The organism is Brevundimonas sp. MF30-B (genome assembly GCF_004683885.1).
Lineage (GTDB): Bacteria > Pseudomonadota > Alphaproteobacteria > Caulobacterales > Caulobacteraceae > Brevundimonas.
In genome coordinates, this window is record NZ_CP038440.1 from 927,053 (window position 1) to 939,969 (window position 12,917).

The 12,917-nt window shown below is 68.0% G+C and carries 13 protein-coding genes; 8 read left to right on the forward strand and 5 right to left on the reverse strand.

What is annotated here, in order from left to right; all coding sequences use genetic code 11:
- Positions 1–3 precede the first annotated feature (3 nt).
- Positions 4–270, reverse strand: coding sequence for a DUF6356 family protein (locus E4M01_RS04730; protein ID WP_135061991.1), 267 nt, complete (start codon positions 268–270; stop codon positions 4–6).
- A 138-nt stretch (positions 271–408) separates the two neighbouring features.
- Here E4M01_RS04730 and E4M01_RS04735 point away from each other — a divergent pair, with 138 nt between their 5' ends.
- From E4M01_RS04735 to E4M01_RS04745, 3 genes are read left to right on the forward strand one after another with little or no spacing between them, the layout of a single operon-like run.
- Positions 409–1,596 carry an acyl-CoA dehydrogenase gene (locus E4M01_RS04735; protein ID WP_135061990.1) on the forward strand — a complete coding sequence of 396 codons (1,188 nt, stop codon included), beginning with the start codon at positions 409–411 and terminating at the stop codon, positions 1,594–1,596.
- A 2-nt stretch (positions 1,597–1,598) separates the two neighbouring features.
- A complete protein-coding gene (locus tag E4M01_RS04740; RefSeq protein WP_135061989.1) occupies positions 1,599–2,369 on the forward strand; it encodes a molybdopterin-synthase adenylyltransferase MoeB in 771 nt (256 codons plus the stop codon).
- Positions 2,366–2,968 (forward strand): hypothetical protein, encoded by a 603-nt coding sequence (locus E4M01_RS04745; protein WP_135061988.1) that lies wholly within the window; start codon positions 2,366–2,368, stop codon positions 2,966–2,968. Before E4M01_RS04740 ends, E4M01_RS04745 begins: the two co-directional genes overlap by 4 nt.
- Positions 2,969–3,000: 32 nt before the next feature.
- Here E4M01_RS04745 and E4M01_RS04750 read toward each other — a convergent pair whose 3' ends face one another.
- Positions 3,001–3,987: a D-glycerate dehydrogenase gene (locus E4M01_RS04750; protein WP_135061987.1), complete on the reverse strand. Its 987-nt coding sequence runs from the start codon at positions 3,985–3,987 to the stop codon at positions 3,001–3,003.
- Between the two features lie 70 nt (positions 3,988–4,057).
- Here E4M01_RS04750 and E4M01_RS04755 point away from each other — a divergent pair, with 70 nt between their 5' ends.
- The 3 genes from E4M01_RS04755 to fabB all read left to right on the forward strand — a co-directional run bounded on the left by E4M01_RS04755 (position 4,058) and on the right by fabB (position 6,523).
- Positions 4,058–4,618: an SH3 domain-containing protein gene (locus E4M01_RS04755; protein ID WP_245158171.1), complete on the forward strand. Its 561-nt coding sequence runs from the start codon at positions 4,058–4,060 to the stop codon at positions 4,616–4,618.
- 73 nt (positions 4,619–4,691) lie between these two features.
- Complete coding sequence (gene fabA / locus E4M01_RS04760; protein ID WP_135061986.1) at positions 4,692–5,228, forward strand: 3-hydroxyacyl-[acyl-carrier-protein] dehydratase FabA; 537 nt, start codon at positions 4,692–4,694, stop codon at positions 5,226–5,228.
- 65 nt (positions 5,229–5,293) lie between these two features.
- Entirely contained in the window at positions 5,294–6,523 is a 1,230-nt protein-coding gene (fabB, locus tag E4M01_RS04765; RefSeq protein WP_135061985.1) for a beta-ketoacyl-ACP synthase I, read from the forward strand.
- A gap of 18 nt (positions 6,524–6,541) precedes the next feature.
- Here the strand turns inward: fabB and glmM are convergent, their stop codons facing one another.
- Positions 6,542–7,891: a phosphoglucosamine mutase gene (gene glmM / locus E4M01_RS04770; protein ID WP_135061984.1), complete on the reverse strand. Its 1,350-nt coding sequence runs from the start codon at positions 7,889–7,891 to the stop codon at positions 6,542–6,544.
- A 161-nt stretch (positions 7,892–8,052) separates the two neighbouring features.
- Here glmM and glmS point away from each other — a divergent pair, with 161 nt between their 5' ends.
- Complete coding sequence (glmS, locus tag E4M01_RS04775; protein WP_135061983.1) at positions 8,053–9,867, forward strand: glutamine--fructose-6-phosphate transaminase (isomerizing); 1,815 nt, start codon at positions 8,053–8,055, stop codon at positions 9,865–9,867.
- Positions 9,868–9,952: 85 nt separating this feature from the next.
- Positions 9,953–10,831 (forward strand): UTP--glucose-1-phosphate uridylyltransferase GalU, encoded by an 879-nt coding sequence (gene galU / locus E4M01_RS04780; RefSeq protein ID WP_135061982.1) that lies wholly within the window; start codon positions 9,953–9,955, stop codon positions 10,829–10,831.
- On the opposite strand, the gene rarD is transcribed toward galU, so the two are convergent.
- Both rarD and E4M01_RS04790 read right to left on the reverse strand, forming a co-directional pair.
- Complete coding sequence (gene rarD, locus E4M01_RS04785; RefSeq protein WP_135061981.1) at positions 10,832–11,773, reverse strand: EamA family transporter RarD; 942 nt, start codon at positions 11,771–11,773, stop codon at positions 10,832–10,834.
- Between the two features lies 1 nt (position 11,774).
- Positions 11,775–12,821, reverse strand: a complete 1,047-nt coding sequence (locus E4M01_RS04790; RefSeq protein WP_135061980.1) for an aspartate-semialdehyde dehydrogenase — start codon at positions 12,819–12,821, stop codon at positions 11,775–11,777.
- Positions 12,822–12,917: the final 96 nt, after the last annotated feature.

Here is a 12,917-nt window from a genome sequence, read left to right on the forward strand (position 1 = left end):
CGGCTACAGGCCCGGGTCCCAGACCCCCGCGTCGCGCATTCGGCACTCGCGGGCTTCTTCCGCGCGGCCGCCCATCTTGTGCGCCATGGCCTTGATCTCGTCGGAGACCGTGGTCTTGCACAGGCCCGGCACGACGGCGTGGACGAAGGCGGCGCCCGCGAGGCGCAGCAGCTTGAAGCCGGTCCCGGCCGCCACGCCCATGTGCTCGACATAGGTTTCGCCTACCTCTCTGGGGTGGTCGGCGAACAGGCGGGACAGGGTTCGGCGCATGGCGAAGCTTAATCCGCGCGAGGCCTCGGCTCTACCCCGCCCGCGCATTTTGGCCTAAACCCGCCCTCGAAACAGGGGGCTGATCGTCACGCCTGCGTGACGCGCCCGCGCAGCCCCGCAGATCAAGGACTTGAGCCCATGGCCGACGGCGCCGCCTCCGCCCAGACCTTCCGCTGGGACGATCCGCTGGGCCTGGACGGTCGGCTGACCGACGATGAGGCGATGATCCGAGACGCCGCGCGCGCCTATGCCCGCGACAAGCTGTTGCCGCGCGTCGTCTCGGCGTTCGAGAATCAGCGATTCGACCGCGAGATCATGACCGAGTTGGGCGAGATGGGCTTCCTGGGCGCCATGTTGCCCGAACAGTACGGCGGCTCGGCCGCCAGCCACGTCGCCTATGGCCTGATCGCGCGCGAGATCGAGGCGGTCGACAGCGGCTATCGCTCGGCCATGTCGGTGCAATCGTCGCTGGCCATGTATCCGATCTACGCCTTCGGCTCCGAGGAGCAGAAGATGCGCTTTCTGCCCCGCATGGCGGCCGGCGAACTGATCGGCTGCTTCGGCCTGACCGAGGCCGACGGCGGGTCCGATCCCGCCTCCATGAAGACCCGCGCCGAAAAGGTCGACGGCGGCTACCGCCTGAACGGGGCCAAATACTGGATCACCAACTCGCCGATCTGCGACCTAGCGGTGGTCTGGGCCAAGCTGGACGACAAGATCCGCGGCTTCATCGTCGAGCGCGGCATGGACGGTTTCACAACCGACAAGATCGACGGCAAGCTCAGCCTTCGCGCCTCGATCACCGGAGACATCGGCCTGAACGACGTGCTGGTGCCCGAAGAGAATTTGCTGCCGGGCGTGTCAGGCCTGCGCGGTCCGTTCAGCTGCCTGAACAAGGCGCGTTACGGCATCGCCTGGGGCGCCATGGGCGCGGCCGAGTTCTGCTTCCACGCCTCGCGCGACTATGTCGGCGAGCGCATGCTATTCGGCCGTCCGCTGTCGTCGCGCCAGCTGGTGCAGAAGAAGCTGGCCGACATGCAGACCGAAATCTTCCTGGGGCTGGAAGGCGCCTATGCGCTGGGCCGGCTTCTGGACACGGGCGCCTGGGTGCCCGAGGCCATCTCGATGATGAAGCGCAACAACTGCGGCAAAGCATTGAGCATCGCGCGCGAGGCTCGCGACATGCACGGCGGCGCCGGCATCACCGGCGAAATGCACGTCATGCGCCACGCCATGAACCTGGAGACGGTCAATACCTACGAGGGCGCGCACGACGTCCACGCCCTGATCCTGGGCCGCGCCATCACCGGTCAGAGCGCCTTCTAGGGGTGGGGAGCACGCCGGCCTTTTCCGACGACGAGGTCGAACGCTACGCCCGGCACCTGGTGCTGGCCGAGGTCGGGGGGCCGGGCCAGCAGGCGCTGAAGCGTGCGCGGGTGCTGATCGTGGGCGCGGGCGGCGTCGGCGCGCCGGCGGCGCTGTATCTGGCGGCGGCGGGCGTCGGGACGCTCGGCCTGATCGACGACGATGCGGTCGCCCTGTCCAACTTGCAGCGCCAGGTGCTGTTTACGACCGCCGACTTCGGCCGGAGCAAGGTCGAGGCGGCGCGCGATCATCTGAACGCGCTCAACCCCCATGTCGCCGTCGAGACCTTCGCCGAGCGCCTGACGCCCGACAACGCCGCCGAACGCGTCGCCGCCTTCAATCTGGTGCTGGACGGCACGGACGATTTCGCCACGCGCCACGCCGCCAACGCCGCTTGCGTGGCGACGGGCCGGCCGCTGGTGTCTGGCGCGCTAGGGCGCTGGACCGGGCAGGTCGGCGTCTTCACCGGCCGCCCCTGCTATCAGTGCCTGGTTCCCGAGGTTCCGCCCGACGCCGAGACCTGCGCCCGCGTCGGCGTCGTCGGCGCCCTGGCCGGCGTCATCGGCTCCATGGCGGCGCTGGAGGCGATCAAGCTCATCACCGGCGCGGGCGAGCCGCTGGCTGGCCGGCTGCTGATCTACGACGGTCTGGCGGGAACCAGCCGGACGGTGCGGGTGGCGGCGGATCCGGGGTGCGAGGTGTGCGGCACTAAAACTGGGGAGAGGCCCGCATGACCACAAAGGCTCTGCGATATGCGGGAATTCTCACCCTGGGCATCGCCTTCTGGGCGGCGGCGAGCCGGATGCTGAATACGCCTGAGCCCTGGGATGCGGCCGCATATCCCTGGTGGTGCCTGGCCGCGATCCTACTGTCAGCGGCAGTCGGTTGGGTTTTCGAAGGTCGCGCCTGGGCATGGGGCGTCTTGATAATGTTTGGTCAACTGCCCGTGATCGCCATCCAATCTAGCCTCGGCTCCTTGGCCGTTGTCGGCATCGGCATGATCGTGCTTCTGTCGGTACCGGCCAGTCTTGCGTCCTGGGCGGTCTCGGCGGTTAGAAAAACTTGGCGGGAGCAATTGCTCAGAAGGCAATCTCAACGCTCGCTATTCGGCCAGGAGTTTCGAACAGTTTTCACGCTCTGCAGCGAAGATGGAAACCGGATAGCTGAGGTTCGAGAGTTCTCAAATGGCGAGACCTATCTGCTTGAAAGCGAGCGAAGCGACAGCGGTCTTCTCGAAGAGCGGCATGCTGGCCAAATGGTCGGACCATTCAAGTCGCCGACCCATGCTGAGCGCTTCATCGTTTCGACCCCATGGTTTCATGGTCGTGGCTAGAGACGTTTAGCTCAGACGATTGAGCCGTCCGCCTAAAGCATCGCGGGGATCACGCGATCCGGCGGGCGGTGACCGTTCTGAACCGTCATCAGGTTCAGGATGACGCGGTCGCCCATGTCCTGACGCGCTTCGAGCGTGGCCGAGCCCAGATGGGGCAGCAGCACGACATTGGGCTGGTTCAGCAGGCCCGGATGGATGGCCGGTTCGTGCTCGAAGACGTCCAGGCCCACGCCGGCCACGGCGCGGGCGCGCACCGCCTCAGACAGGGCGGCCTCGTCGATCAGTTCGCCGCGCGCGGTGTTGACCACGATGGCGTGGGGCTGAAGCCGGGCTAGGCGCTCCGCGTTCAGCAGGTGGCGCGTCTGGGGCGTCGCCGGGCAGTTCAGCGAGATGATGTCCATGCGCGACAGCATCTGGTCCAGGTCGTCCCAATAGGTCGCGCCCAACTCCTCGGCGATCAGCTCCGAAACGGGCTTTCTGTTGTGATAGTGGACCTGCAGGCCGAAGGCGCGGGCGCGTCGGGCCAGGGCCTGGCCGATGCGGCCCATGCCGACGATGCCCAGCCGCTTGCCCCACAGCTTGCGGCCGCACATCCAGGTGGGGGTCCAGCCCTCGAAACGCCCCTCGGCCACCACCTGCGCGCCCTCGACGATGCGGCGGCTGACGGCCAGGATCAGGCTCATGCCCAGGTCGGCGGTGTCCTCGGTCAGGACGCCGGGCGTATTGGTGACGATGATCCCGCGCGCGGTCGCGGCTTCCACGTCGATATGGTCCACGCCTGCCCCGAAGTTGGCGATCATGCGCAGCTGCTCGCCGGCCGAGGCGATCAGCTCGGCGTCGATCACGTCGGTGATGGTGGGCACCAGCACCTCCGCGCGCTGGACGGCGGCGCTCAGGGCGGCCCGGTCCATAGGCCGGTCGGTCAGGTTCAGCTCGGCGTCGAACAACTCGCGCATGCGCGTCTCGACCGCGTCGGGCAGGCGTCTGGTTAACACGACCTTAAGCTTGCGGGCGGACATTGCGGGCCTTGGCTGAAGCGGGCGAGCGCCCGACTGCGACGGGTCGTTCCGGGTGTCTAGCAAAGCAGCGTTGATCTTCAAAAGGCTGGCGGTCGCCGCCGTCTTTTCGGCCGGCGCGATCATGGCCGGGGCCGGCGGCCAGGCGGTCATGCCCGACGGACGGCCGACGCCCACGGGGCTTGAGGTGCCGCGCTGGATCACGCTGAAGTCGTCTCAGGTGCGCGCGCGTCAGGGGCCCGGCCTGGACTATGAAATCCTGTGGGAATACCGCGCCGCCAACCTGCCGGTGCAGGTGATCGCGGAGACCCGCGAGTGGCGCAAGATCTGCGATCCCGACGGCGCCGTCGCCTGGATCCACCGCACCGTCGCCTCGGGCCGCCGCAGCGTGTTCAATCCCTCGTCCGAGCCGCTGGCCGTGCACTCCGGGCGGTCGGAGGGATCCGGCGTGCGCGCCCGGCTGCAGCCGCGCTCGACCGTCGGCCTGGACGAGTGCGAGGACGGCTGGTGCCGCGTGCGGGCGCGCAAGCTGAACGGCTGGGTCCAGGCCTCGCGCGTCATCGGCAGCCAGGACCACGCCCTGTGCGACGCCGCCCGCCCCGCCGGGCCGGGGCGCCTGCTGACGGCCCGCTGAAGCCGGCAAGCCGGTTGAGCCTTTACGCGCGCTCGTGTAACCCGGCCGCTACACCTGCCGGAGCCAAACCCGCGTGAGCCAGTCGAAATACCCGTCGTCGTTCGATCATCAGGCGCTTTTGGCGTCGGGGCGCGGCGAACTGTTCGGGCCGGGCAACGCCCAGCTGCCGGCGCCGCCGATGCTGATGTTCGACCGGATCGTCACGATCAACGACGACGGCGGCGACCACGGCAAGGGCTATGTCGAGGCCGAACTCGACATCCATCCCGACCTCTGGTTCTTCCAGTGCCACTTCATCGGCGATCCGGTCATGCCCGGCTGCCTGGGCCTGGACGCCATGTGGCAGCTGGTGGGCTTCTACCTCGGCTGGATCGGAGGACCCGGCAAGGGCCGGGCGCTCGGCGTCGGCGAGGTCAAGTTCACCGGCCAGGTGACGCCCGACGTCAAGAAGGTAGTCTACAAGGTCCATCTTAAGCGGGTCATCAATCGTCGCCTGGTCATGGGCATCGCCGATGGCGTGCTGGAGGCGGACGGCCAGGTCATTTACACCGCCCAGGACATGCGCGTCGGACTGTTCGGCGCGACCAAGGACGAGACGGCTCCGGCCTGATCCGTCCCAACGAAACAACCGCGGACAACGCGGGTTCTGTCACCATAGGTCTGTAAGGAAACCGCATGCGGCGTGTCGTCGTCACCGGTCTGGGTATCGTCTCCTCCATCGGCACGGGCGCCGACGAGGTGGCCGCGTCTCTTCGCGACGCCAAGTCGGGTGTGCAGGCCGCGCCTGATCACATCCAGCATGGCTTCCGCTCGCAGGTCTGGGCGCCGCCGTCGATGGGCGCCACGGCCGCCGACTGGGCCGACAAGGTCGATCGCCGCGCCGCGCGCTTCCTGGCCAACGGCACCGCCTGGGGCCACATCGCCTTCGAGGAGGCGTTGAAGGACAGCGGCCTTTCCGCCGAAGAGATCAAGGACGATCGCATCGGACTGATCGTGGGAGAGGGCGGGCCCTCGACCCAGGTCATCCTGCAGGCGGCCCAGACCACGATCGAAAAGGGCTCGCCCAAGCGCATCGGCCCGTTCGCCGTGCCCAAGGCCATGGCGTCCGGCCCCTCGGCCGTGCTGGCGACCTGGTTCCAGCTGAAGGGGATCAACTATTCGATCTCCTCGGCCTGCGCGACCTCGGCCCACTGCATCGGCGCGGCGGCGGAGCAGATCGCCTGGGGCAAGCAGGACGTGGTCTTCGCCGGCGGCTGCGAGGACATCGACTGGTCCATGTCGAACATGTTCGACGCAATGGGCGCCATGTCCTCGAACTTCAACGACACGCCCGCCAAGGCCTCGCGCGCCTATGACAAGGACCGCGACGGCTTCGTCATCGCCGGCGGCGCGGGCATTGTGGTGCTCGAGGAATACGAGCGCGCCGTAGCGCGCGGGGCGACCATCTACGCCGAGGTCACCGGCTACGGCGCCAACTCCGACGGCTACGACATGGTCGCTCCCTCGGGCGAGGGCGCCGAGCGCTGCATGAAGATCGCGCTGGAAATGGCCGGCAACCCGCGCATCGACTATCTGAACCCGCACGGCACCTCCACGCCGGTCGGCGACAGCAAGGAGATGGGCGCGGTGCGCAACGTCTTCGGCGACGACCTGCCGATGATTTCCTCGACCAAGTCGCTGACTGGCCACTCGCTGGGCGCCGCCGGGGTGCAGGAAGCGATCTACTGCCTGCTGATGATGAAGCACGGCTTCGCGGCTGAAAGCGCCCACATCGAGACTCTGGACCCCGAGTTCGAGGGCATGCCGATCCTGCGTGAACGCCACGACGGCGAACTGAAGCACGTTATGTCCAACAGCTTCGGCTTCGGCGGCACCAACGGCACGCTGATCCTGTCGAAGCTCTAAAAGGCTGGGGGCGGCGGGTCAGCCCGCCGCCTTCACCGCCGCAGCCACGTCCGACACAACCCGCTTCACCAGCCCCGCGTCGTCGCCCTCTGCCATGACGCGGATCAGCTTTTCCGTGCCCGAGGGGCGGACCAGCAGCCGGCCAGAGCCGTTCAGCGCGGCTTCGGCGTCGGCGATGGCGGCCTTGACGGTGGCGCTCTCCAGCGGCTTGCCGGCCGAATAGCGCACATTCTCCAGCCGCTGCGGCACAGGGTCGAACTGACGCGCCAGCTCGCTCATGGGCTTGCCGGATTCCACCAGCACGGCCAGCACCTGCAGCGCCGCCATCAGCCCGTCGCCGGTCGTGGCGTGGTCGTGCAGGATGATGTGTCCCGACTGCTCGCCGCCGATGTTGAAGCCGCCTTGGCGCATCCGCTCCATGACGTAGCGGTCGCCGACCTTGGTGCGCTCCAGCGTCAGCCCCTCGCCCTTGAGTTTGCGCTCCAGGCCCAGGTTGGACATGACGGTCGCGACCACGCCCCCGCCGGCCAGGCGGCCCTGCCGCGCCCAGTCCAGGCCGACCAGGGCCATGATCTGATCGCCGTCGACGATCTGACCCTTCTCGTCGCAGATGATGACCCGGTCCGCATCGCCGTCCAGGGCGATGCCGATGTCCGCGCGATAGCGTTTCACCGCCTCGATCAGGGTCGTCGGATGGGTCGAGCCGCAGTCGGCGTTGATGTTCAGTCCGTTCGGCTCCACGCCAACGGAACAGACCTCGGCCCCGAGTTCATACAGGGTGGTGGGCGCGACCTTGTAGCCTGCGCCGTTGGCGCAATCGATGGCGATGCGCAGGCCCTTGAGGCTGAGCCCCTTGGGGAAGGCCTGTTTGGCGATCTCGATGTAGCGCGCCTGGGCGTCGTCGATGCGTTTCACCCGGCCCAGCCGATCGGACGGCGCCAGCCCCTGGCCGAGGGCCTGGTCCATCATGGCCTCGATCTTCAGCTCGATCTCGTCGGACAGTTTGTAGCCGTCGGGGCCGAACAGCTTGATGCCGTTGTCCGCATAGCTGTTGTGCGAGGCCGAGATCATCACCCCCAGGTCGGCGCGCATCGAGCGGGTCAGCATAGCCACGCCGGGGGTCGGGACCGGCCCGAAGGTCAGCACGTCCATGCCCACCGAGGCGAAGCCGGCGACCAGCGCAGGTTCGATCATATAGCCCGACAGGCGCGTGTCCTTGCCGATCACCACGAGGTGGCGGCGATCGTCGGTCGTGCTGAACAGCTTGCCGGCGGCCAGACCGACGCGCAGCGCCACCTCGGCCGTCATCGGATGGGCGTTGGCGCGGCCGCGGATGCCGTCGGTGCCGAAGTATTTGCGCTCGCCCATGGTGATCCTCTCGTCTGGCCCCTCTTGATCGGGAAACCTTGCGAAACCCCTTTTCAGATGCGCGGCGGGCGGACTTCTCCTACAGCGCGGGGTTCATCGTCGGCATAAACCGTCAAACGCGCTGCGCAAAGCGCGAGACGACAGGCCAGGGAGCGCGAACCATGTGCGGCATCATCGGCGTCACGGGCCAGGGACCGGCGGTTCCGCGTCTGATCGAGAGCCTGAAGCGGCTGGAGTACCGTGGCTATGACTCGGCCGGCGTCGCCGCCGTCATGGGCGGCGGCATCGAGCGCCGGCGCGCCAAGGGCAAGATCGCGGCCCTGGAGGCCGTGCTGGCCGCCGAGCCGCTGGACGGCACCGTCGGCATCGGCCACACCCGCTGGGCCACCCACGGCGCGCCGACCGTGCCCAACGCCCACCCGCACAAGGCCGGCCGCGTCTGCCTGGTCCACAACGGCATCATCGAGAACTTCGCCGAGCTGAAGGCCGAACTGGAGGCCGAGGGCCGCGTGTTCGAAAGCCAGACGGACACCGAGGTCGTCGCCCATCTGCTGGATCACAACCTGGCCGCGGGCCTGGAGCCGCTGACCGCCTTCAAGGCGACGCTGGACCGGCTGACCGGCGCCTATGCGCTGGCCGTGCTGATCGAGGGCGAGGACGGGCTGATCCTGGGCGCGCGGCGCGGCAGCCCCCTGGTCGTCGGCTGGGGCGAGGGCGAGATGTATCTGGGCTCGGACGCACTGGCCGTCGGGCCGTTCACCCAGAAGATCAGCTATCTGGAGGAAGGCGATTTCGTCGCCGTGACGCGCGAGGGCGCGACCCTGTTCGACGCTTCGGGCGCGTCGGCCGACCGGCCGATCGTGCAGGTCTCGGCCTCGGCCGCCATGGTCGAGAAGGGCGCCTATCGGCACTTCATGGAGAAGGAGATCCATGAGCAGCCCGACAGCGTCCAGCACACCCTGTCGCACTATCTGGATCTGGTGACCGGCCGGGCCAAGCCCCAGGCGATCGACTTCGCCTCGGTCGACCGCCTGCAGATCGTGGCCTGCGGCACCGCCTTTTACGCCGGCCAGATCGGCAAATACGCCTTCGAGAAATACGCCGGCCTGCCGTGCGACGTGGAGATCGCGTCGGAGTTCCGCTACCGCTCGCCGGCGCTGACGCCCGGCACGCTGGCGGTGGCGGTCAGCCAGTCGGGCGAGACGGCCGACACCCTGGCCAGCCTGTCGTGGTGCAAGGCCGAGGGGCTGAAGACCGCCGCCGTCGTCAACGTCCACACCTCGTCCATGGCCCGCGAGGCCGAAATGCTGTGGCCGACCCATGCGGGCCCGGAGATCGGCGTCGCCTCGACCAAGGCCTTCACCGCCCAGGTGGCCGCCCTGCTGTCGCTCGCGGTCGCCGCCGGCGTGGCCCGGGGCCGCATCGACGCCGCCCAGGAGGCCGAACTGGTCAAGGCCCTGTTCGAGGCCCCGCGCCTGCTGGCCGAAGCCCTGCAGATGGACAGCCAGATCCGCGCCATCGCCCACGACCTGTCGCGCGCTACGGACGTGCTGTTCCTGGGCCGGGGCATGATGTTCCCCCTGGCCATGGAAGGCGCGCTGAAGCTCAAGGAGATCAGCTACATTCACGCCGAGGGATACGCCGCCGGAGAGCTGAAGCACGGTCCCATCGCCCTGGTCGACGAACAGACCCCCACCATCGCCCTGGCGCCGCTGGACGACATCTTCGAAAAGACCGCGTCCAATCTGCAGGAGATCGCCGCGCGCGGCGGTCCTGTGGTGATGATCGCGCCGCGCGCCGCCCCGGCCCCGCACGGCGCCGACATTCGCCGCGTCGACGCGCCGGACTGCCACCCGATGATCGCGCCCCTGGTCTATGCCGTGCCGGTGCAGATGCTGGCCTATTACACCGCCGTCCAGAAGGGCACCGACGTCGATCAGCCCCGTAACCTGGCCAAGTCCGTCACGGTCGAGTGACGGGAGCCAGCCAGCGCGTCGCGCGTTTGGCCCCTGACAGGATCGCGCCTATGACAGGCGCGCAGATGGCTGTTCAGGATATCCGATGACGACTTCACCCGCCCGCCTTCGCAAGGCGGTCCTGCCCGTGGCCGGTCTGGGCACCCGCGTGCTGCCCGGCACCAAGACCACGCCCAAGGAACTGCTGAACGTCGTCGATCGCCCGATCCTGAGCTACATCGTCGAAGAGGCGCGCGAGGCGGGGATCGAGCACATCGTCTTCGTCACCGGCCGCGCCAAACAGGCCATCGAGGACTATTTCGACCACCAGATCGAGCTGGAGGCTCAGCTTCTGGCCAAGGGCAAGACCGACATCCTTGAGATGATGACCGCCGAGCTGGCCCAGGCCGGCGAGATGAGCTTCACCCGCCAGATGCAGCCCAAGGGGCTGGGCCACGCTGTCTGGTGTGCTCGCGATCTCATCGGGAACGAACCCTTCGCCGTCATCCTGCCCGACGTCATCGTGGATTCGCAGCCGGGCGCCCTGAAACAGCTGGCCGAGGTCTATGCTCAGGTCGGCGGCAACGTCATCGGCGTGGAGGCCGTGCCGGAGGCCGACACCCACAAGTACGGCATCGTCGATCCCCAGGACCGTGATGGTCGGCGGATCGCCATGAAGGGCATGGTCGAAAAGCCGAGCCAGGGCACGGCGCCGTCGAACCTGTCCATCTCGGGCCGCTACATCCTTCAGCCGCAGATCTTCGACCTGCTGGAAACCCAGGAGCGCGGGGCCGGCGGCGAGATCCAGCTGACCGACGCCATGGCGCGGCTGATGCAGGACCAGGCCTTCACCGCCTATGAGTACGAGGGGGTCACTCACGACTGCGGCGACAAGATCGGCCTCTTGCGGGCCAACGTCGCCCTGGCGCTGAAGCGTCCCGACCTGGGCGATGCGGCGCGCGAGGCGATCAGCGCCCTCTTGTAATCAGGGCGGCCCCGGCTCGCCGGACAGGGCGGCCCGACGCAGGCGGGCGCGCTCGAACCAGACCGACCACAGGAAGACGCCCGCGCCGATCCAGATGAAGGCGAACGAGACCCCTCGCAGCCAGGTGAAGGGCTCGCCCTGGGCGACGCCGATGCAGAAGCTGATGGTCGGCGCCAGGAATTGCAGGAAGCCCACGGTCGACAGCGGCAGCCGCCGCGCCGCCCAGGCGAACAGCACCAGTGGGCCGACCGTTATGGGGCCGGCCATGGACAGCCAGAAGGCGGCCTGAGGGCTGTCGAATACATGGCCTGCGCCCTGGCTCTGCAGCCAGATCAGCCAAGCCAGACCAAAGGGGGCCATCAGCAGGCACTCCACGAACAGGCCGGTCTGGGCGTCGGCCGGCACGCGCTTCCGGATCACGCCATAGGCGGCGAAAGACACCGCCAGCGTCAGCGACACGATCGGCAACCGCCCCAGCGCCAGGCCCTGCAGCGCGACGCCCGTGGCCGCCAGGCCGATGGCGATCAGGCCGCCGCGGCTGATCCGCTCGCGAAACAGCCAGGCCCCCAGCGCCATGTTCAGAAGCGGGTTCAGATAGTAGCCGAGGCTGGTCTCCAGCGTGTGGCCGTTGTTCACCGCCCAGACGAACAACGCCCAGTTCACCGCGATCAGCAGGGTCGACAGGCCCAGCCAGCCCAGCGTGCGCGGCTCGCTGAGCACGCGGCGCACCTGTCCGCCCTGCCGCGCGAACCACACCAAGGCGGCCCAGATCAGGCCCCAGACCGCGCGATGGCCCATGATCTCCCAGGCGTCGGCGCCGACCCGGCCCATGGGTTGATAGATCAGCGGCGACAGGCCCCACAGCACATAGCAGGCCACGCCCGCCAGCAGGGCGGCGCGCGCCGGATCAGGCGTGGAGGGCGCGCCGCCGGTGTCGGTCATGTCAGACGGTGATGGTGCGATAGCCGCCGCGCGGCTTGATCGTGCCGGTCTCGTCCAGCAGCTGGGCGATCTGGACCGCGTTCAGGGCCGCGCCCTTGCGCAGATTGTCCGACACGACCCACAGCGAAAGGCCGTTCTCGACCGTCGGATCCTTGCGGATGCGCGACACATAGACGGCGTGCTCGCCGGCCGCATCGACCGGGGTCACGTAGCCGTCGTGTTCGTGCTTATCGATGACCTGGACGCCGGGGGCGTCACGAAGGATGTCGCGGGCCTCGTCGGCGCTGATCGGGCGGTCGAACTTCAGGTTCACGGATTCCGAGTGGCCGACGAAGACGGGCACGCGCACGCAGGTGACGGTCAGCTTGATCGAGGGATCGAGGATCTTGTGGGTCTCGTCCCACATCTTGGCTTCCTCGTCGGTGTAGCCGTCGTCACGGAAGCTGCCGATGAAGGGGATGACGTTGAAGGCGATCTGCTTGGGGAACAGCTTGGGCCGGGCGTCGCCCAGGCCGTAGATGGCCTTGGTCTGGTTCCACAGCTCGTCCATGCCTTCCTTGCCGGCGCCGGACACAGACTGATAGGTCGACACCACCGCCCGCGTGATCTTGGCCGCGTCGTGCAGAGGCTTCAACGCCACGACCAGCTGCGCCGTCGAGCAGTTCGGATTGGCGATGATGTTCTTCTTGGTCGCGTCCTTGACCGCGTCGGGGTTCACCTCGGGCACGATCAGCGGCACGTCCGGGTCCATGCGGAAGGCCGAGGAGTTGTCGATCACGATCGGACCGGCCTTGCCGATCTTCTCGGACCATTCCTTGGACACCTTGCCGCCCGCGCTCATCAGGACGATGTCGACGCTGGAGAAGTCGAAGGTCTCCATGTCCTCGCACTTGATGGTGCGGTCGCCCCAGGCGACCTCGACGCCGCGCGATTTGCGCGAGGCCAGGGCGTGCATCTTCTCGACCGGGAAGTTCAGCTCTTCCAGGATGTTCAGCATTTCGCGACCGACATTGCCGGTGGCGCCGACGACGGCGAGACGATAGGCCATTCTTTGTGTGTCCTTCGGACGCGCTACGCTCGGCTCGCGGAGCCTCGCTGCCTGAGCGCGGGGGAGAGGGCGGGAGGTTCTGTGCATTTAGGCCTT

Bases quoted from the DNA above. Each gene is read 5' to 3' on its own strand.
- rarD (WP_135061981.1), bottom strand. From the start codon at position 11,773: ATGACCGACACCGGCGGCGCGCCCTCCACGCCTGATCCGGCGCGCGCC.
- E4M01_RS04750 (WP_135061987.1), bottom strand. From the start codon at position 3,987: ATGTCCGCCCGCAAGCTTAAGGTCGTGTTAACCAGACGCCTGCCCGAC.
- E4M01_RS04745 (WP_135061988.1), top strand. From the start codon at position 2,366: ATGACCACAAAGGCTCTGCGATATGCGGGAATTCTCACCCTGGGCATC.
- fabB (WP_135061985.1), top strand. From the start codon at position 5,294: ATGCGGCGTGTCGTCGTCACCGGTCTGGGTATCGTCTCCTCCATCGGC.
- glmS (WP_135061983.1), top strand. From the start codon at position 8,053: ATGTGCGGCATCATCGGCGTCACGGGCCAGGGACCGGCGGTTCCGCGT.
- galU (WP_135061982.1), top strand. From the start codon at position 9,953: ATGACGACTTCACCCGCCCGCCTTCGCAAGGCGGTCCTGCCCGTGGCC.
- glmM (WP_135061984.1), bottom strand. From the start codon at position 7,891: ATGGGCGAGCGCAAATACTTCGGCACCGACGGCATCCGCGGCCGCGCC.
- E4M01_RS04730 (WP_135061991.1), bottom strand. From the start codon at position 270: ATGCGCCGAACCCTGTCCCGCCTGTTCGCCGACCACCCCAGAGAGGTA.
- E4M01_RS04735 (WP_135061990.1), top strand. From the start codon at position 409: ATGGCCGACGGCGCCGCCTCCGCCCAGACCTTCCGCTGGGACGATCCG.
- E4M01_RS04790 (WP_135061980.1), bottom strand. From the start codon at position 12,821: ATGGCCTATCGTCTCGCCGTCGTCGGCGCCACCGGCAATGTCGGTCGC.